Origin of the sequence: Paenibacillus sp. MABNR03, from assembly GCF_050455445.1 — a bacterium.
GTDB lineage: Bacteria > Bacillota > Bacilli > Paenibacillales > Paenibacillaceae > Paenibacillus > Paenibacillus xylanilyticus.
This window is the reverse complement of record NZ_JBCIYR010000004.1, coordinates 117357-137507: the sequence shown is the minus strand read 5'-3', so window position 1 is coordinate 137507 and position 20151 is coordinate 117357. Positions and strand designations below refer to the sequence as shown.

The following is a 20151-nucleotide window of genomic DNA, read 5'->3' as shown; positions in this document are numbered from 1 at the left end:
ATTAATTCAGGGCATGCAAGATTTGAAGCGCTTCCTCTTTGGTTTTCACAAAGAAAACATGTTTGCCGTTATTGCATTCATAGATGAAATCCTTCAGGCTTTTGCTGTTGTATCCGTCGAAATCCCCAATGATGGCAAGCTTCACCTGATAGTTAACGTACTTTTGCAGAATATCACCCGCGAGCTTGGTCTTCAGATCGAAAAAAGCTTCCACAATGTTCGATTTGTCGATGATGAGCTTGTAAGCTTCATTCGAATAATTCACGGAGGCCATCAAATCCAGTGCATCTTGCACATTATTGATGACCATGTCATCGCTCTCGATTATTGCAACCTTGGAGGTACCCTGTTGATCCACCGTAATTTTCATTTCACACGCTCCTTCGTATCTGATTTCTCTATAATATCTCGCAATTCCCTCATGAAAAGCAATTCATTTTTAAGCGAGATTTATTCTTTTTGTGTCCAGCTTCCTTGGATTTTGTCCCTTATTTGTAATTATTCACTGGAATTCCTCTGCTATAATGGATTTATTTCCTATGCAGCTACCTATAGAAAGAGGGATCATAACATGGACATGAAGTGGTTGGAATGGGCGAAACAGATTCAGGCTATTGCACAGACCGGTTTAACCTATGGCAAAGATGTATACGATATCGAACGTTACGAGGAACTGAGACGGATCAGTATCGATATCCTGGCTAACTATACTTCTGTAAACAAGGAAAAGATATCACTCACCTTTGCAAGCGATTCCGGTTACGCCACACCCAAAGTAGATATTCGAGGTGTTGTTTTCAAGGAAAATAAAATCCTTTTGGTTCGGGAGAAAATCGATGGAGCGTGGGCTTTGCCAGGGGGATGGAGCGACATAGGCCTGTCACCTTCAGAAGTAGCTGTAAAAGAAATCAAGGAAGAATCCGGATTTGATGTTGCGCCCGTACGGCTTTTGGCTGTACTGGACAAAAAATTTCATGATCATCCGCCCGAACCTTATCATATATACAAGATGTTTATTCAATGCGAAATTACAGGAGGAAAAGCGGAAACGGGCGTGGAAACCAGCGCAGTCCAATTCTTCGAAAGGCATGATTTGCCTGAACTTTCGTTGGAAAGGAATACCCCTGAACAGGTAAAGACCATGTTTGAGTTTCTTGATCATCCGGCCAAAGAAGTCATACTAGACTGAACATGTCGATGCTAAAATAGCGATTCTTCCGTTGCAAGGAAAAGTCGCTATCTTAGCTTGCCTCATTCATCTCGGTGGAAAGAATCCTTCACTTCCGCGCCTTTAACCAGATTTCGTTTGGGAATAGAAACAACAAAGGTCGTCCCTTTTCCGCCTTGCTCTACAGATTCAATGGTAATATGACCTTCCAGAGATTGAACAATATCCCGCACATGGGATAAGCCGATGCCCGTCGCCGCAATGCCTACTTCATTAAATTTGGTGGTATAGCCAGGTTCGAAAATAATATTTCGTTTGGCTTCAGATACGCCTTGGCCGGAGTCCGTAACGACAAATTGCACATCCTCCTCCTGTTCCAGTACCTGTATCCGAATGGTCCCTTCGGACCCGATCGCCTCCACTGCATTAGCGATCAGGTTGTTCATCACGGTTAAAAGCGGAATGTAAAAAGGGGAATCGCAATCATACTGCTGCTCCAACTCGATCTCAATTCTTTTGTTCAGCATCTCGCTATATTTCCGGTTGCCTTTGGTTGCGAAGTTCAGAACCTCCGACAGGCTCATGTTGACCGCCTTTTCACTATCGTATAACTTCAGCAGTCCTGCCAAAATGCGCTGCGAGTCCTTCTTCACCTCATGGATCTGCTGGGCGATCCCCAGTGTCCGGTGGCTGTATTGATTCATGTCCTGTTCCCTGAGATCCCGATACAGGTCATAGCTGTCAGCCGTAATGCCTTCAATCGTCTTCATCGATTTCTTCAGATAAAAGACTTCGCCGTACAGGCCGGAGTTAACATTCAGCATCTGCTCCATCCGCTTCTCCTGCTCTGCATGCAGCACTCGCATCTGCCTTACCGCAAGGCTGTTATACAGGCCGCTGACAAAGTAGCTGCGAAGCCCGCCCACAACGAACAGATACAGCCATTCTTTCATATCAAGGATGCTTGTTCCATTCAACACGCCACGAATGAAAAGCTCAGCGAGATTGGAGGAAAAATCAACACACGTGATTAAGCCACCCAGAAGAAGCGGTTGTATCTCATGAAACCTGTCCTTAAACTTGCTAAGACCATAGGAGAACACGATATAATAAATACCCGCTCCAACATTGTCATGCAAACTTTCCAGAACCGACATGGAGTTCACATCGTACAGCAAATCTATAGATTGAACGATAAAGCTTGTAAAACCCGTCAGAATCCCCGTTTTAACATAAGACAGATGCGGCATGATCATGAGCAGAAACAAAAGGATGCTTACGCCCAAGCCAATTCGAAAATAATCTTCCTGGAAGGGATTAATCTTAAATTGTGCTCCTATGGCCGTAGCCAAAGCGATCGCTGTCATTTGCACATTTTCATTTTTAAACCAATTACGCATATCTTTCTCCTACCATGATCCCGATTAGCGCTGCTTCCACTCACCCTGCGCTTCTGATGCTCATTATACTAGCATTTATATTTTTTATTAATTCATAAGGAATGATCCACTTTGCAGTTGAGTTACAGGCCGTGATGCATCATCATCAGCCCATAAAAAAAGCAGCCCTTGGGGGCCGCTGGACATTCTTCATTTCAAAGTCTGCAGAATGTTTTTCATTTTGTTGTAATGTCCGCTTACCCGGTCAACCATGTAGTTATACATAAGCTGGTTCTCCGCAAGGTTCGCCATTTCAATATCAATGTCCACATTATTGCCATTGTTGTTCATCGTTGTCTCATTGTTTTCCACAATTCGGTATGGGACTACAGAAGAATTGAGATCCTTGGCAGGCAGGTGCTTCGGATGTGTCCGGTGCATGTCCAGCTCCCTGGTTGTACCGTTTTCAACGATACGTCTCAGCGCTTCCTCAAACTCCACCGATTTCTTTTTGTAATTGGGCGTGTCTGCATTGGCAATATTGTCAGTGGTGACCTTGTGCTGCACGTTCAGCACTTGCAAAAGAGATTCGTTGCGTCTTGACGTGTTGGTTTCAATCACGGCTCAGTCTCCTTCAGAGCATAATGATGCAGTCCCACTTATAATAAGAAAAAAAGTTGCCCTCTGTCAACATTCACTCAATTCTTACATATAAAACTCAACACAACATTAGCGATTCAGCTTCTCAAAAATCTCCGCTAACTTCTCACGGTCCTGTGCTGTTAACTTTTCAAATAACGCTCTGCGCAGCTTTTGTCCCTCCATGGATGCTCTGCCAAGTACTTCGGAGCCATCCTCGGTGATATCCAGGTAACTATTGCGGCGATCGGATTCATCAACGACCCTGACAGCCAATTTCTTCCCGACGAGCTTATCGGATAAATAACTGAGAGTCGGCGGGGTAAGCCCCAGTACTTTCGCAATATCCGATGGTCGACTTTTTCCGTTTTGCTTCAAATGGGAAAGCACAAGAACATGAGATACGCCGAGGTCCTCATTGAATGATTTGTTCCACTGTATAATCAACTTGTTGGTGAAGGTATCCATATTGTGTATGATTTCAAAAATTGTTTTCTCTTCCATAACTGCCTCCTCATCAAAAAGACAGCCCCTAATGAAAATTAAAGGCTGTCATTATTCTACACACTATTGTGCGGAGTATCCACCATCAATAACCAACTCGGAGCCGGTAATATAGGAGGAATCATCCGAAGCCAGGAACAGCGCCGCATTGGCAATATCAATAGCTTGTCCCAAACGCTGCAAAGGCGTTGCCTGGATCAGCCGACCCAGCAGTTCTTTGGACGTGTTCAAAGATTGGGTCATTGGTGTTTCTATAATCCCTGGGAACAGGGCATTCACACGAATTCCCTGACGACCAAAGGTCGTAGCAGCCGCTTTGGACAGCGCACGCACTGCACCCTTTGATGCAGAGTAGTGATTGAAGCCTTGTCCGATCATTGCAGTGTACGAAGAAATGTTGACGATTGAGCCTTTCTTTTGCGCTGCCATATAAGGAGTGACATGTTTGATACCTGCAAATGGACCAAAACCATTAATGGAGAGCATTTTCTCCCAATCTTGCGCATTGATATCCTCAAATGGTTTTTCGGATGAAATGCCGGCATTGTTGACCAGAATATCTATTTTGCCAAAGCGCTCGATGACTGCCTTCGCCAGTGCCTGCCAATTCTCATCCGAAGCCACGTTCAACTTCATCCCGTACACATTCTGCTTCTGACTGGCTGTCTCCAGCGCTGCATCATTAATATCCGCGGCAATAACGATAGCGCCTTCCTGTGCAAAAAGATCCACCATGCTTTCGCCTATTCCTGATGCTCCGCCTGTAATAATGGCTACTTTATTTTCTAATCTTCCCATGTCATTTGCTCCTCACTTTAATTGAATGAATTGGTGTTTAATAAGAAGCCTGCAGCGCACTTCAAATACTATTTAGATATAAAACTATTAGATGTCTAAATAATAGCACTGGATTACTCCTTATGCAACGTCCATGTCCCAATATACTTATATTGGAAGAGGCCGAAACTAAAAAATACCCACCCAACTCTCATTTCCATGAAAGGGTTGGATGGGTATTGGAATTAATTTATATTGAACCATCGATGTTGGGACGGTGATTGTCCTCAGCGACCAAACTACGGACAAAGGTGTCAAAGTCAGGAGCAAGCCAGGTGATTTTATAATTATCTTCCTTATCCACATGAACAACCTCGGGCTCACCCGCATTATCGGATGCACGGTAATCCAGCATGATGATTTCAGAATCCGATGGGCACTTGCATAGTACAACACCAATCTCCGGATATCCCCCCTGCTCAATGATGAACCTGCTGCCCTCTTCACCACACAGAGAATGCTTCTTCTCCTGGCCGATGCCGAGTATTCCCGAGATTTCAATGAGCCTCTGCTCTGCGGTTCCCGCTTCGCTAACAGGGATATACCGATAACGGGGTATCCCGCCATTATGTACTTTCATCATATCGACATAGGCTCTTGGCAATTTGAAGACCAGCCGCTCCTCTACCGACTCGATCTGCTCATCCGTAGGGGAAGGCAATACCCATTTCTCCAGTGCTTCGTTGTTATCGTCCCAAAAATCGGTGGATTCCGTATCGCTAATACTTAAGTGTAACTGTTCAACTGGGGATTCGGGAGCAGACGGAACTTCCTCCACAGCAGGCTTCTCAGCCGTTTTACTCTGGATCCAGCCAAGGAATTCCTGTGTATCTTCATCTCCCGGCTCCAGGCGGTCTGCCGTTTCAAAAGCTGTACGGGCATCCTCATATTGCTCCAAATAGTAGTAAGCCAGTCCGATGCGGTAATGCCACAGCGGGTCCTCCTTCCCTTCTTCCGCCACCGTCAAGAACTGCTCAACAGCCTCTTCATAACGTTCCAGATTGTTCAGCGCTCTCCCCAAATGATTGATCAGCACATAATCCCTGCTATCTGCAGGAATGTCTTGAACCGCATTCACGATCTCCAGGAATTCGTCCTCTTCATGCCACTCCTCCAGCTGTTCCAATAGCTCTTCTCTCATTCGGCTGCCTCCCGTTCATTCACTCTACATTACTTGTTGAAAATTATACCACTTATCCGATCACCTTCTCCAGCAATGTGCTGTCTACATATGCAGATCAAACAGGTGCCATTCAAGTCTTCTCAGTCGACTTGGATGGCACCTGTTTTTCCAGATGAATCATAGGAAGGATGGAACAACCGTTTATTGCTTCCGAATCGGTATCCATATCTCGCTTCTGTATTGCGGAGAAGTGGTATCCTTGTGCTCATTCCAAAGGATTTCCGGTCCCTCGCTCAGCTCATAGTCCGAGGAAGGAAACCACTCGGAGTAGATTCGTCCCCACACATCCTGAAGCGTCTCCGGAAAGGGACCGACAGAAGTAAACACGCCCCACGTCGAGGCAGGCACTTCCAGGCATGCCAGACCCTCAGGAGCGGCTTGAGTGGTCGCTGCACCGATATAATGATCCAGTTCCCCTTTCTCCTCCATCCGTCCTTCGCTAAAATGAGCCGAAGCACTAATGAGCCCAATCGGCTGGACATTGGATAGCCCTTTAATCGTCTCGATCAACTCCGGCGTAAGCAGCTGATACATCGCAGCGATGTCCGGGTTCACCCCGTTGAACACGATCGGCACCCTTTTGCTAATCCCTACAATCCGAAAGGCCTCTTTGTCTTCAATACGATAGTTCATTTCGCTTCCTCCTTGAATGGTCAATTGAAATGTCATCCGGGGGAAGGCCTTGAGCGATGGCCCATGATTCCGTGCTTCGGAGGGTGTGATACCATGCATGCCTTGAAACGCCCTGGCGAAAGAATCCGGCGAAGTATATCCATATTTAAGGGCAACATCAATGACCTTGCTGTCATTCCTGCTTAGTTCGAGTGCCGCCAGCGTCAAGCGCCGACGACGGATATATTCGGACAAGGTAATACCGCTAAGAAAGGAAAACATGCGTGTAAAATGATATTCCGAGCAGCAAGCGACTCGTGCTACCTCTTTCATATCCAGTGTTTCTGTCAGATTTGCCTCAATGTAGCTCAATCCCTCATTCAGTCGTGCCAGTGTATTCATGTCATTCCCTCCCCCGTTGATCCAAGCATAACAAAGCCTTTCTTCTCACATCCGACATTCCCTGCACCATTCTGCAGGCCTCGCTATTCATTGGCAGGCGTCCAAACAGGCGGCGAATTCTCCATTTTACAGTTATGCCGTTCCTCTTACTTGCCCTTCACATATTTTATAGAAAGATAGTTTTGAACATCACGGATAAGGAGAGCGATCGAATGGGAGCCAGTCTGAAAAACCTGATTAACAAGCAGGGCGTATCTATTATTGCCTGCACCAAACGCCAGAGCTATATCAAAAACCTGTTTCATAACTTCAGCCGACAGAAGCATCCCAAGAAAGAAATGATCATTATCGTTAACAACGATAACATCCCTCTTGCTCCCTATCAAAGCTTAGCCAAAAAAATTCGAAACGTACACGTTTCTCGTCTTCCGGAACGGACCTCTCTCGGTGCTTGCCTAAACTACGCGATCAAGAAAACAAAATTTAACTATATCGCCAAGTTTGATGATGACGATTATTATGCTCCTTATTATTTGACTGAAAGCCTGCAGACCTTTCAGCAAACCGATGCCGATGTCATTGGCAAGCGGTCACACTATCTGTATTTACGCGGCTCCAAGAATCTAATCCTTCGTTTTCCTCAGGATGAACATCGCCCTGTTACCCTGATCCCTGGCGCAACTCTTGTCTTCAAACGGGATGTACTCAGCCATGTGCAGTTTCCGAATCGAAACGTCGGTGAAGATGATCTGTTTTGCATAAGAAGTAAACGGAAGGGCTACAAAGTCTATTCGGCGGGGAGACATAACTTTGTTGCGATCCGCAGGAAAAACTCATCCGATCATACGTGGGTCATCAGCGATAAGGAGCTGCTCTCGCATAGCAAAAAAATTCGGACGGTTAAGCACTACAAGAAATTTGTACAGAAGAAACCAAAGGGCGTATTCTAATGGCTACTTCAGTTCGATCACATCGTCAGAATGCCGTTTCCATCTTGGTCTGTACCAAGCGGCGACAATGCATGCACAACCTTTTTCATAACTACAGCCGGCAAAATCACAAGAATAAGGAGCTTATCGTCATTTTAAATGATGACAAGCTGAAGATGAGCGAGTATATAAAGGCTGCCAATCAACATAAGAACGTAAGGGTACTTTCCTTGCCAGAAAATGTATCGCTGGGTCATTGCCTCAATCATGGGGCTGCACTGGCTAGACATGGCCTCATTGCCAAATTCGATGATGACGATTATTATGCGCCAGGTTATTTAACGGATAGTGTGCAGACCTTACTAAAGACCAACGCAGATATTGTAGGGAAACGGGCCCATTATATGTACCTAAACAGCAGGAAACTCCTTCTGCTTCGTTATCCTGCCAAGGCGAATCAATATGTTCCCCTAATTCAAGGTGCAACCCTTCTCGCCAAACGAGATGTAATCACCGATGTTGGTTTTCGTGATAAAAATCGAGGAGAATGCATAACATTTTGTTCCGACAGTCTGACAAAAGGCTACAAGATTTACGCGGGAAGTCCATCCAACTTCCTTGCGATCCGGAGGAGAAACTCCGCTGATCACACGTGGATTGTGAGTGATAGAAACCTTTTAACAAGAAATGTGAAGGTGCTGAAAGTGAAAAATCCGAGAAAGTTTGTATGTGAACGCTAGCTTGCATGAGCGGATAACAGGTTGGTTGCGGATCAAATAAAGAATAGAATGAAATCGCAAAAGAAGAGCAGCTAAGTGCTGCTCTTCTTCAACTTCTAATTTAATAAGCTATCTCTATTTTATTCATACCAGATACTCCGCCATAATCTGCTCCATATCAAAGGGTGTAACTCCTTGCCCTACGGAATAGACTGTATCAGCTTGATCCCGCGTATCCACCAATTCACCTCTTGCCTTGGCATGGAGCATAAAAAGGTCGTACAGATCTGGCTTGCGCAGTCCAGTCATGGCTTTGCCCATCAAGACCATTCCTTTTTCATTGCCTTCCACATTGTTGTAGTAATCCGGGTGTCTGGTTAGCGCCAGATCAGTCCAGATGACTGTACGGTCTACCAGATCAAGGATAACAGGAATCGCAATCTGCGTATCGGCAGTAATGTCGATTTTGTTAGCCACTGTAGAAGGCTCGAAAATCTCGCCCGATCCCGGCTTCTTGCGCATCATCCAGCCCACGAAGCACTCCGGAAGGTCACAATACGGATGACTGGTGAACGACAGCAACGAAGCAACTACATACCGGCCACCATAGTTAACGATCGACGGAATATGCAGATCAATGAACTCACATGCCCCCTTCGGTGCGGATACGATATCTCCGCTGTGGACCGCTTGGTACATGGCTGAACGCAGATTCGTATAGGATATGTGCTCGACGTAGTTCCAGTTCTCATCATACATCACTGCAGACAGGTCGATATCGACACGTCCCGTGTCCTGCCCGTTAACCTTGCCCTCTTTCCACCAGTTGAAGAAACGGATCGTATCTCCCTCTCCCATCGGTACCCGGCTCCCCCGAACAATAGTATGAAGAGCTTTGCTTGCTGATCTCTGGGAAAAGGGCACAAGGTAGTTGTGGAGCTGCGGATCGATATACGTTTTCCCTAAGGAAGGAAGGTCGGCAAAACGCTGAACCAGTGCCTGCTCACACAATAGCACAACCTCGCGACAGGTGGCCTCATCAATTACCTGAAGTTCATTCCGAATGGCGAAAGCTTTGGCGACATTTCCCTTCGGGAAGAACACTCGCATATCCTGCGGCTCATTACGCCGGGCAAAGTGATGTTTGACCTGTAACAAAACAGGGGTCGAGATGTTCTCCTGAACTTCAGCAAATGCCAGCAATACATATTCCTGCTCTTCCGTGGACCGCAACAAGTGATCGAGTCTTCTGGCGAACTCACCAGGGCGCTGGGACAACAGATCCATCAGACTCCAGATATTCTGATATTGAAAGGCAAGCTCCACACTCCCGTTAAAGGTCGAAAACGGCTTGTTATTGCGCAAAATATCAAAAGCTTCTTCACAGCGCGAATACCGGAGTTTATATTCGGAAGGGTGCAGAATCTCGCCCAAACGAATCCATCGGTCCTTATATCGCAGCATATCCTCGGTGATCTGTCCGCACTGCTCCAGCAGCCCAAGCAGCAGGCGTCTCTCACGCCGTTTGAACTTCCGGAAGGCAGTGGCTGCAGCCAGGCTGACATCCCCATCCGACCAGGCGACAGCCAGACGGAGCACGTCCGTTGCCGTTTTGAAATAGGGGCCAATTCGTTCTATCCCCGCCTTTTCATGCTTCAACAGAGCAGCCACCACAAATCCCACATTCTCCTTGAATGGAATTTCGGAAGGCAATATGGCATCCACTTCATCCGGGTCCGCTTGTTCCAGCACGGTATCAATATCTTCCTTGTCAGTTGGCGAAATGGAGCCCTTCGCTTCAATCAGTTGGCGGATCAAGGTTTGAAACTCCTCTTGGCTTCCCAGGCGGATTACTTTCAAGTCTTTCTTCTCGATGAAAGGCAATCGTTCCACAGGTTCACGATCGGGATAAACCAAGGTCAGATAGTGAATGATTGCGTTGAGATACAGATCCGCTTCATCTTCTTGCATCACCTGCATGGGGAATCCGGAATACATCGGTTTGTACTCCACATGTGCCCCAACCATAATTCTCAGATCAGCCACCAACTGCATATATAACGTTTCAAATTGTTCCTTGGATAGGCTTCGTACTGCTCGCATTAACTCATCCGAGAACGTATATCCGAGTGCTTCCATATTTTTAAGGGCAGTGGCCAGATAAGCCTTCGGCAGCTGTTTCTCCCCTTCTTGTTGTTCGATAATAAGTTTGTTCGCTCTTCGCAAATAAATGGTATTGTTCATGATAAAAGAGTCCAGGAAAGCCATACCCCTATTAAACATAATGGTTTTGGCTGAGAAGGAAGGAATATGATAGCCTGGACGCCTCCTCTCTGAAATGAAATCCTTCAGGGAAGCTGCGACCCTATTTCATCCAATTGAGTTAGAAGGAAGGATCGCAATAGCCTGAAGGCCAGAGGTCCGAAGTTCGTGACCCGAACCTTTGGTGAACCCATCATCTCAGATTCCACGATCTCCCAACAGGGTGAAAGTATTACGACTCCATAAATCCTTAGGCAATATAGCTTGTGAAGAGTACAGATCGCTTGATGAACTGCCGAATGTAGGAAAAGTCCGGTAGGCGTCGAATACCATTATGTAAGACTTAACGAGATAAGCGCACGAAGCGAGGTTATGACAGATGGAACTTCAAATCCTGTACAACGAGTATATGAATATCAAATTCAAACTTGGATTGCCGCCTGTAAGGACGGAGACCTTTGAATACGGCTTATATGAAGACAATAGTGCAGCACTATTCTTGGCGGGACATCCGGAGGAGACCTTTACTAGTTGGTTGTACGACTTACAACCGAGAGATCCCCATTATGTCCCTGAGCCAGATTGGGAGCCAGTTCTCGCAGATGTTTTTCACCAGATGGATGTATACGATGAATTGACCCTGTATTATCTGCTGTTTACCATGAATACCACGCTGTCCATCAACTCATACAACGCATACAGTGCGATGAATGATTTTATGAAAAGCTATAGCTACTTTCAGCTGTCTCAATTAAATGGGGTATCCAGCTTAAATGAGGGAGAGAAGCGCCAGTTAAGAGACTTTTTCTTCTTTTCCTACCTCTACGCGCATCCGGTTAATGAGAAGACTCTCCATGCTTGCTCATTCAGCGGGCAGGACTTGGTGCATACGAGAACCAATATTCAATTGGAGCCTTACTTCTCGGCATTTCATGACTACTATAGTGAAAACTATGATAAATACAGCAACCAGATCGTCATAGCGCCACATGAAATACAATCCTGTAAGCGCCTTACAGTGGAGCTCCTACGATCCATTGAAGGTAAAACAGCCAAGTTGAACATGCCTTCTGAGGAACGGTTAGAGGCTGTCGTACAATTGATTAATGACGTAGATCAGATGTTACGGATGTATACTGAAAATAAAACTGCTCTGTTCGACATCATGAGGGACTTTCTGGCTGAAGATCATTCCACGCCATATCGCGACCATTGCTTCACTATGCTGCTTCAGAATTATGGTTTGTATATTCTGTACTTTCGGTTTGAAGAGATCCATGCACTGGTGAATTATTTCAAAAGCACCCCGCAGTGGTGCGGGATCATCATCAATAAAATTTTCACGGACACCATTTTCATTCAGAGGATGATGAGACAGAAACAGATTGAGATCACGGCGTACCCGGATGTCATTTCATTCTTTGATGAGGAAGCAAAAAAAATCTACATATAGCCTCTTAATCATTGTACCTGATCCAAAATGAAACGCAGAAAAGCCCTCGCCGACTCGCAATGTCAGCAAAGGCTTTTTTAGTGGTATTACATATCGATCATATGGTTACTATCCGCATTTTTGCGATCCACGTCTCATTCGTTTACACAGAAGCAAATTTCTTCTCATCCGTTAGTCCAAGCGCCTTAGCGGTGGTCTTGTGAACTTTGCGAAGAAGCTCCGGATTCTCCACCAGTGACTCGCCGTACGAAGGAATCATTTCCTTGATCTTCGGCTCCCACGAGTCCATGTGCTGCGGGAAGCATCGCTGCAGAATCTCAAGCATGACCTGCACAGCAGTCGAAGCCCCTGGCGATGCGCCGAGCAATGCCGCAATTGAGCCATCGGCAGCAGTAACGACTTCTGTACCGAATTGAAGCGTTCCTTTGCCGCCTTGAACCGTATCCTTAATGACTTGCACGCGCTGGCCTGCCAGGACCATGTCCCAATCTTCGCTCTTGGCATCTGGAACAAAATCACGCAGTTCCTCCATACGCTGCTCTTTGGACAACATCAACTGTTGAATCAGATATTTGGTCAGTGAAATCTCTTTGACACCTGCCGCAAGCATGGTTAAGAGGTTATGTGTTTTGACCGACGTGATGAGGTCGGCATTCGAACCCGTCTTCAGGAATTTGGGCGAGAAGCCGGCAAACGGGCCAAACAGCAATGATTTCTGGTTGTCGATAAATCGGGTGTCCAGATGTGGAACAGACATCGGCGGAGCTCCCACCGAAGCTTTACCGTATACCTTGGCATGATGCTGCTCGACAACCTCCGGATTTTTGCATACCATGAAGAGCCCGCTAACCGGGAACCCGCCAATATGTTTGCCTTCCGGAATGCCGGATTTTTGCAGCAAATGCAGGCTTCCTCCACCCGCACCGATAAAGACAAACTTGGCCGTATGGCGCTCAACTGCGCCACTGCGCAGATTTTTCACCGTTAACTCCCAGGCTCCATCGCTCTTGCGTTTTATATTTTTCACACTATGTTGGTAGTGGATATCCACGTTATGATCTTTCAGGTGATCCAGCAGCATGCGCGTTAAAGCACCAAAGTTAACATCCGTACCGGAGTCGATTTTGGTTACCGCGATCGGCTCTTTTCCCTTACGTCCCTTCATCATGAGAGGAATCCATTTCCGCAGTTTCGCTGGGTCATCCGAGAATTCCATACCCTCAAATAGAGGATGGTTTGATAAAGCTTCAAAACGTCTTTTCAAAAACAGGACATTGCTCTCTCCGTGTACATAACTCAAATGGGGGAGCGGCATAATGAAGTCCCGCGGATTACGAATCAGATTGCTATTGACGAGATAGGACCAAAATTGTCTTGAGACTTGAAAATGCTCATTCACCTTAATGGCTTTGCTAATATCTACGGTTCCGTCCGGTCGTTCAACGGTATAGTTCAATTCGCATAGTGCAGAATGGCCGGTTCCGGCATTATTCCATTCATTGGAGCTTTCCTCTCCTGCACTGGCGAGTTTCTCATAAACCTTAATATTCCAATCTGGTGCCAATTCTTTCAGCAAGGTCCCCAAAGTTGCACTCATAATTCCGGCACCAATCAAGATAACATCTGTACTCGTTTGTCCCTGGCTCATGTCTACCGTCCTTATATCCTATATTTGCCAAAAGGATGTAAGCGTTATCGATTTGGCATTTGCAGCGAGCCCGTCCTTGAACTGGCCCAAACCTCTCTGAACGAAATTAACCTTGGTCATAGTGTATCAATATTACGGTTAGATTGAAATATGCAATTTTAAGTGACTTGATCTACATGTTAGTATACTTTAGTTTCATTCTTACCGCTAACCCGCTTATAGGGGTGAAAGATTTATTTTTTCAAGATAATAGAAAACATGGCAGAGCGTAACGCGTTCTCTGATGAAAGACTTTAATTCAAGCTACACCTTTACCTTGAGAAAAGATTACACCTTTTACCTGCTTTAATTATGGAAAAAGCTTATTTCGCATGATGATATCATGGAAATAAGCTATTTACATCCGTTGTTCTCCCTCGCATCACGTCTTTTCTTCCATTTTCCTTGGTCATTCGGGAAGCCACCTTTGAATCAAAGTTTGCCTATTCAGAAGATCGAAATGAGTTCCTTGGTATATGGATGGCGCTCTTCTGCAAGTAGCATGTCCGCACCAAAGCGGTCAACGATCTGTCCTTCTCGCATTACGATGATGTGCTGGCTCATTCGGTGAACGGCAGCCAGATCATGTGAGATAAATAGATACGACAGGCCGAGTGATGTCCGAAGGTCGGTTAACAATTGCAGAACAGCACCCTGCGAGATCACATCCAAGCTGGCTGTCGGTTCATCGAGGACGACTACTTCCGGCTCAATACCAATGGCACGCGCAATGGTGACACGCTGACGTTGTCCACCGCTCAGCTCATGCGGATAACGTTCAGCCAACTCACTTGGAAGCTCGACAGCATCAAGCAGCTGCCGCACATAAGCGTCCTTTGAGGTATAGGCAAAGTGGGATAGCTTGATATCCCTCCCGAGCTGCTCATAAGGATCAATCAGTGAATCTGCAATCTTGAGCTTCGGGTTCAGCGCAGCAGCAGGGTTCTGGAATACGATCTGGATCTTCCGACGATGAGGACGCAAGCGGCGGCCACTCAGGCGCGCAATGTCTTGTCCACCGAGCATAATCGAGCCGGTATCCGAATCCTCTATCCGCAACAGACAACGTGCCAGCGTACTCTTGCCACATCCGCTCTCACCTACGAGACCGAGGCACTCGCCTCGACTCAGGGCAAAGGAGACGTCGTTCACAGCTGGATGGTCCGCGCCAGCATAGGTTCGGCTAAGACGTCCCACCTCCAGTACTGGCGTTGTAGACGACTTGGAATGTTCCTGATCCTTCATAAAGGAGACACCCTCCTGAAATAATTCGGTCCGTTCTTCATGTTCAGGCATATTCATTGCGTTCCGTCTCCTTCAGTCCCGATTTCAATGAGCAGCTCAAAACGGGAGCCGCCTCGATCAGCTGACGGGTATATTCATGCTGCGGATGATCGAGAATCCGGTGCTTTCCACCGGATTCAACGATCTGCCCTTCCTTCATAACCGCCAATCGGCTGGCATATCTGCGCACATGACGCCAGTCATGCGTTATGAATAGGATGGCGCAGCCGGTCTCCGCCTGTTTGCGCACAAGAAGTTCCAGTACACGGTGACCCGAGACACTGTCGAGCGCCGTGGTCGCCTCATCTGCAATCAGCAGACGGGGAGACAGCAGTAGCGATGTCGCAATTGAAGCACGCTGAAGCTGCCCACCACTTAGCTGGAACGGATAACGGCGGAGCAGCTCTGCACCGAGGCCAACCGATTCCAACGCTTCGGCAGCACGGTCACGGCGGACGGCAGAAGATTTTTCTCCGTGGACTCTCTGGTATTCGTCAAAATGTCCGCCAATGCTGCGGAACGGCGTAAACGCCCCCTGGTAGTCCTGAAAAATATACGAGATGCGGCTTCCCCGCAGGGCGCGCATCTCCTTCGGCTTCCGTTCAAGTAGATTGCTACCTTCAAACATGATCCGTCCCGATGCATGCAGGTTTGGCGGAAGCAGTCGACCGATTGCCTGTGAGAGTAGACTTTTGCCGCTGCCGCTCTGCCCGACCAGTGCCATGAATTCGCCTTCGCGAACGGCTAGCGAGACGTTATTTACAATCGTACGGTCACGGTTGGCGATGCTCAGTTCCTCAATGGAGAGAATCATGGCTGCACCTCCTTTTTCACATCGAATCGGTCTCTAAAATAGTCACCCAGCATGTTGGCGAGCAGTACCACCGAGACAATCGCAAGACCCGGATAAACCATCAGCTCCGGTCTGGACTGAAAGTACGGCCTGGAGTCATTCAGCATCGCCCCCCACTCCGGTGTTGGTGGCTGAGCCCCCAGCCCGATGTAGGACAATGAGGAGATTAGCAATATAATCTTGCCTAGATCGAGGCTTGCCAGCACGAGAACATGCCCCGCAATATGTGGAAGAAGATGCTTGGTCATGATTCTTGCGTCTGACAGCCCGTTCGTCCGGGCAATGCGGATGTAATCCTTTTGTGACTCGGACAGGACGGTACTGCGAACAAGGCGTGCATAGCTGACCCACTTGACGATAACGATTGCCAGCACCAGATTTCCGATTCCCGCACCAAGCAGACCGCTCAGCACGATCGCAACGATGGTGTCGGGAAAAGCGAGGAAGCCGTCAGCGATCCGCATAAACAACTTGTCGATCCACCCTCGCTTGTAGCCTGCTATCAGACCAAATGGTATCCCGATGAGCAGCGCTGCTGCGAGCGCCAGCAAACTGTAGCCGAGTGTCTGCCCACCGCCAAGCAGCAAGCGTGTCAGGACGTCGCGGCCCAAATGATCGGTGCCGAGCGGGTGCAGTGCGCTTGCTGCCTGCAATCTTCCCCGCAGATCGGTCAGTGTAGGGTCATGTTTCAGATATACGAAGGTATACAAGGAGGCTCCGATGACGAGAAGCGCGAAGAGCAGGGCGATTGTTGCCTGCCAATTATGTTTTTTGGATTTAGCGACCAAAGGACGCAAGAGCATCGTTTTCATCGGTGAGCCTCCTTTTCCTTGAGTTTCATTTCTGGATTCAAATATCGATAAGACAGATCTACTGCTGTATTCACGAGGAATACGATGATTGCCATAATCAAAATGTAACCTTGAATCAGCGGGTAATCGCGCTGGCGAATGGCGTCGACAACGAGCTTGCCGATGCCCGGATAGGCGAACAGCACCTCGATAACGACGACTCCGCCAATCAGGCTGCCGAGGCTGACGCCGAATACGGTAATGACCGGCGGCAGACTATGCCGGAAAGCGTGCAGCAGGAAGATGCGGCCTTCGGACAGTCCCCTCGCCCGGGCCGACCGCACGAACTCTTGACTCAGTGAATCGAGCAGACTGGAGCGCAAAAGACGCACATAAACGCTGGAGATGGCAAGTCCCAGCGTCAGAGATGGCAAAATAAGTGAACTGAATCCATCCCGACCCATCGTTGGCAGATTACCAAATCGCACACCGAACAGGTCGATTAGAATCAGACCCAGCCAGAAGCTTGGCACGGCCGCCCCGACAATGGAGAGCATACGACTGCCCCGGTCGATCCAGCTGCCACGATGGAGCGCAGACAGTGATCCGAGCGGGATCGCTACAGCCAGCATGACCAGCAGCGCGCCGATTGTCAGTTCCGCCGTACCCGGCAGTGCATGCATCAAAGTCTGCATAACAGGCTGCCCCGTTGAATACGATACACCGAAATCCAGCCGGACGAAGTCAAGCAGCCAGTTCCCGAACTGGACCGGCAGTGAATCATTGAAGCCCATTTCCTCCCGCACGGCCTCAACCTGCTCCTGACTGACGGACAGTTCGTCCACATTGAGAATGGTCAGCACCGGATCGCCGGGAGCAAGGCGGAGGAACAGGAAGCTCACAAACATAATGAAGAGCAGAAATATAAACACTTCAAGAAACTTGCGAAGCAAAATGCGAAACATTACATCACATCCAGCTTATTGGTAATCATGTAATACTCACTGCGCGTTGTAACCCAGTTCTTGATCTTCTTGCCGTTATAGGCAACGATCGTACCAGGATGCAGCACGAATGAATTCAGCACATTGTCATGCACGTAGTTGGCTGCCTTCTCGGCAAGCTCTGCGCGCTTCTCCGGATCAACCGTAAGGTTCAGCTCATCAATAATTGCAGTCAGTTCCGGATCTTCTGATCCGCTGAAGTTAAGAGCACCCTTAGGGTGGTATGTCGCATTCAGGTAATAGCCTGCATCCCCACGCGGAGCTGTCAAGTTACTGTACGTCGCAATATCCCAGTCGCGGTTGGACGCCATATAATCTTCTGGCGTGTCAATCTGGCGAATCTGGACATCGATACCGATCTTCTTCGCATCAGACTGGAACACTTGAGCAATCAGTGGCAGATCTGCACGAGCTGAATACGTCAGCAACGTCAATTGCAGCGGCTTGCCATCTTTCGTCATCACGCCATTTTGCTGCTCGTATCCAGCTTCCTTAAGATAGTTCACTGCGGCGTCAGGCCCAGATTGCTTAGCAGTCTCTGCATAAGTTGGCGCGAATGGTAGAGACCGCAGAAACGGTCCGATAGCCGCCTCGCCATAACCGAGCAAGATCGTTTCGACTATACTCTGACGGTCAATCAGTGCATCCAGCGCACGGCGAACATTCAAATCCTTGATGCTCTCACGCTCCATGTTCATCGTCATCTGGTGGACACGAAACGTGGATGTGGATTCAACAGTCATGCCGTCGATCGCTTTCAGAGAATCCAGACTTTCAACTTCCGGGCGATAAACGATATCGACCTGTCCGGATTTAAGCGCAAGCGTGCGGGCATTGGCATCTTCGTTGAACGAGAACGTTACCGAGTCGAGTGGTGAAGCACCGTCCCAATATTCATCGTAGCGGTCCAGTTCAAGCTTGCTGCCCGGGGTAAATGAAGTCAGCTTGAACGGCCCGGTGCCGATCGGCTTATTTACGATGTCCGGCTCGCTTACATCGATAATCGCCGTATTCGGATTGACCAGCTCGGACGCAAATTCCGGGAATGGCTGGGTCGTTGTGATTTCCAGTTTGTCACCTTCAGCTTCAATGGTGTCGATCTTGAGTGCATTCTGAATTGCAGGGCTTTCCTGCAGTGCACGTTCCAGTGATGCCTTGACGGAGTCTCCAGTCATTGGCTTACCGTTCTGGAACGTCACATCATCACGCAGGTCAATCGTCCAATGCTGGCCGTCTTCACTCTCCCAGCTCTCGGCGAGCCATGGGGCGACGGTCAGATTCTCTTCGTCGAGACGAACCAACGTTTCCGTGATGCCCGCACGAAGTGGAACATAGCTGGAATCAACATGCGGGTCCAGTGAGCTGGTGGAGAAGTTATATAGGAAGTGAACGTTTTTGTCGGTGGAAGGCTGCGCAGCGGGACTCGTTTCGGAAGATCCACAGGCACTCAGCAGTCCGGCGCCTAGGACCAGGGAGGTCAGCGCCAGCAGCGGCGTCTTTTTATTCAAGGTAATGCCCCTCTCTATGTATCATTTTCTTAATCGTAATTATTATTATTTAAACAATGAGTTTTATCATATCGTAATGATTACGTTTTGACAAGATATATATCACAGGGCCAACGCAAAAAGAAACCCTACTCTCCGAAGAGAGTGGGGTTTCGGGTTTCTAAACGGATGTTCCCTATTCCACATAAATGGTAGGAGTCCCCATCCATTTACCCTATTTCATTTGATAAGGCCGGTTCTAAGTTAAGAAAAGAATTGCCTACGTTCTAATATGGTCGGGGAAGCTCATGCAAACTTAGTTATACCTATTATCCTTCCTTATCAACACTCTCTAAGGCAACATCGCTGATATCCTGAATAGGGATATTCAAATTTCTCCAATACGTTAGAGGATACGCTGAACTACCTACAATCATTTCGCCTTGTCTTATCGTGAAGCTCCCGCCTCTTTCTAAGAATTTTATCATTGGCTCATACAAATCAATATGCTTAATTGCTTCATGAACTACCTGGTCTGCTAATTCAGAAATTTCTAAATAGCAGTAACCGATTGCCTTAATATAAGGATTTTGAATAAAATCAAGTTTAGGACAGGCCCGATATATTCCATTTACAGATTTCCCAAGAACTTTAGCGAAACTAAATATGGGATATCGATCTACAGAAGCATCCATTTCATCTAAATATTGATTAGCCCGTCTAAAATACTCTTTAATCAGAACGTGATATGACTCTCGTGAATCAATCCCTATATCCTGAAATGGAATGGACGATAAACGTTTAATAGCACTATTTAATAATGCCCCATATAATCCCCTCGCTTATTTAAACATTTTATTAAAGAAATATTCTTCATATCCCGGGAACACTCCACATTCATAAGGTCTTGCATGATGCAAATCCAATGCGAAGATACTCATAATCTCAATTTGGAAAT

Annotated in this window: 19 protein-coding genes; 4 read left to right on the top strand and 15 right to left on the bottom strand. The window is 47.4% G+C overall.

Going from position 1 to position 20151, the window contains the following annotated elements:
• Window position 1 precedes the first annotated feature (1 nt).
• Window positions 2-370 (bottom strand): DUF4180 domain-containing protein, encoded by a 369-nt coding sequence (locus AAIH57_RS20380; RefSeq protein WP_430022800.1) that lies wholly within the window; start codon window positions 368-370, stop codon window positions 2-4.
• A gap of 201 nt (window positions 371-571) precedes the next feature.
• Here AAIH57_RS20380 and AAIH57_RS20375 point away from each other — a divergent pair, with 201 nt between their 5' ends.
• Window positions 572-1189, top strand: coding sequence for an NUDIX hydrolase (locus tag AAIH57_RS20375; RefSeq protein ID WP_430022799.1), 618 nt, complete (start codon window positions 572-574; stop codon window positions 1187-1189).
• Window positions 1190-1251: 62 nt separating this feature from the next.
• On the opposite strand, the gene AAIH57_RS20370 is transcribed toward AAIH57_RS20375, so the two are convergent.
• The 6 genes from AAIH57_RS20370 to AAIH57_RS20345 all read right to left on the bottom strand — a co-directional run bounded on the left by AAIH57_RS20370 (window position 1252) and on the right by AAIH57_RS20345 (window position 6724).
• Window positions 1252-2568 carry a sensor histidine kinase gene (locus tag AAIH57_RS20370; RefSeq protein ID WP_430022798.1) on the bottom strand — a complete coding sequence of 439 codons (1317 nt, stop codon included), beginning with the start codon at window positions 2566-2568 and terminating at the stop codon, window positions 1252-1254.
• Between the two features lie 189 nt (window positions 2569-2757).
• Entirely contained in the window at window positions 2758-3168 is a 411-nt protein-coding gene (flgB, locus tag AAIH57_RS20365) for a flagellar basal body rod protein FlgB (RefSeq protein ID WP_430022797.1), read from the bottom strand.
• Window positions 3169-3276: 108 nt separating this feature from the next.
• A complete protein-coding gene (locus AAIH57_RS20360; protein WP_095360297.1) occupies window positions 3277-3690 on the bottom strand; it encodes a MarR family winged helix-turn-helix transcriptional regulator in 414 nt (137 codons plus the stop codon).
• Window positions 3691-3753: 63 nt separating this feature from the next.
• Window positions 3754-4488 (bottom strand): SDR family NAD(P)-dependent oxidoreductase, encoded by a 735-nt coding sequence (locus tag AAIH57_RS20355; protein ID WP_430022796.1) that lies wholly within the window; start codon window positions 4486-4488, stop codon window positions 3754-3756.
• A gap of 229 nt (window positions 4489-4717) precedes the next feature.
• The gene (locus tag AAIH57_RS20350; protein WP_430022795.1) at window positions 4718-5668 is read right to left on the bottom strand and encodes an SMI1/KNR4 family protein; all 951 of its coding nucleotides are present in this window, start codon (window positions 5666-5668) and stop codon (window positions 4718-4720) included.
• A 183-nt stretch (window positions 5669-5851) separates the two neighbouring features.
• Entirely contained in the window at window positions 5852-6724 is an 873-nt protein-coding gene (locus AAIH57_RS20345; RefSeq protein ID WP_430022794.1) for an AraC family transcriptional regulator, read from the bottom strand.
• Window positions 6725-6936: 212 nt separating this feature from the next.
• Between AAIH57_RS20345 and AAIH57_RS20340 the strand changes: the two genes are divergently transcribed.
• Together AAIH57_RS20340 and AAIH57_RS20335 are read left to right on the top strand one after the other, a co-directional pair.
• Window positions 6937-7674: a glycosyltransferase gene (locus AAIH57_RS20340; RefSeq protein ID WP_430022793.1), complete on the top strand. Its 738-nt coding sequence runs from the start codon at window positions 6937-6939 to the stop codon at window positions 7672-7674.
• A complete protein-coding gene (locus tag AAIH57_RS20335) occupies window positions 7674-8393 on the top strand; it encodes a glycosyltransferase (protein ID WP_430022792.1) in 720 nt (239 codons plus the stop codon). Before AAIH57_RS20340 ends, AAIH57_RS20335 begins: the two co-directional genes overlap by 1 nt.
• Before the next feature lie 123 nt (window positions 8394-8516).
• On the opposite strand, the gene AAIH57_RS20330 is transcribed toward AAIH57_RS20335, so the two are convergent.
• A complete protein-coding gene (locus AAIH57_RS20330; RefSeq protein WP_430022791.1) occupies window positions 8517-10616 on the bottom strand; it encodes a TerD family protein in 2100 nt (699 codons plus the stop codon).
• A gap of 397 nt (window positions 10617-11013) precedes the next feature.
• Here AAIH57_RS20330 and AAIH57_RS20325 point away from each other — a divergent pair, with 397 nt between their 5' ends.
• Window positions 11014-12087 (top strand): hypothetical protein, encoded by a 1074-nt coding sequence (locus AAIH57_RS20325; RefSeq protein ID WP_430022790.1) that lies wholly within the window; start codon window positions 11014-11016, stop codon window positions 12085-12087.
• A gap of 142 nt (window positions 12088-12229) precedes the next feature.
• On the opposite strand, the gene AAIH57_RS20320 is transcribed toward AAIH57_RS20325, so the two are convergent.
• The 7 genes from AAIH57_RS20320 to AAIH57_RS20290 form a co-directional block, all read right to left on the bottom strand.
• The gene (locus tag AAIH57_RS20320) at window positions 12230-13735 is read right to left on the bottom strand and encodes a malate:quinone oxidoreductase (protein ID WP_175397004.1); all 1506 of its coding nucleotides are present in this window, start codon (window positions 13733-13735) and stop codon (window positions 12230-12232) included.
• Between the two features lie 486 nt (window positions 13736-14221).
• Window positions 14222-15019 carry an ABC transporter ATP-binding protein gene (locus AAIH57_RS20315; RefSeq protein ID WP_430023106.1) on the bottom strand — a complete coding sequence of 266 codons (798 nt, stop codon included), beginning with the start codon at window positions 15017-15019 and terminating at the stop codon, window positions 14222-14224.
• 43 nt (window positions 15020-15062) lie between these two features.
• Window positions 15063-15872 carry an ABC transporter ATP-binding protein gene (locus AAIH57_RS20310; RefSeq protein WP_430022789.1) on the bottom strand — a complete coding sequence of 270 codons (810 nt, stop codon included), beginning with the start codon at window positions 15870-15872 and terminating at the stop codon, window positions 15063-15065.
• Window positions 15869-16723 (bottom strand): nickel transporter permease, encoded by an 855-nt coding sequence (gene nikC / locus AAIH57_RS20305; protein WP_430022788.1) that lies wholly within the window; start codon window positions 16721-16723, stop codon window positions 15869-15871. The genes AAIH57_RS20310 and nikC overlap by 4 nt, the downstream gene beginning before the upstream one ends.
• The gene (gene nikB, locus AAIH57_RS20300) at window positions 16720-17667 is read right to left on the bottom strand and encodes a nickel ABC transporter permease (RefSeq protein ID WP_430022787.1); all 948 of its coding nucleotides are present in this window, start codon (window positions 17665-17667) and stop codon (window positions 16720-16722) included. The genes nikC and nikB overlap by 4 nt, the downstream gene beginning before the upstream one ends.
• Entirely contained in the window at window positions 17667-19214 is a 1548-nt protein-coding gene (gene nikA, locus AAIH57_RS20295) for a nickel ABC transporter substrate-binding protein (protein WP_430022786.1), read from the bottom strand. Before nikA ends, nikB begins: the two co-directional genes overlap by 1 nt.
• A 308-nt stretch (window positions 19215-19522) precedes the next feature.
• Window positions 19523-19888 (bottom strand): hypothetical protein, encoded by a 366-nt coding sequence (locus AAIH57_RS20290; protein ID WP_430022785.1) that lies wholly within the window; start codon window positions 19886-19888, stop codon window positions 19523-19525.
• Between the last annotated feature and the right edge of the window lie 263 nt (window positions 19889-20151).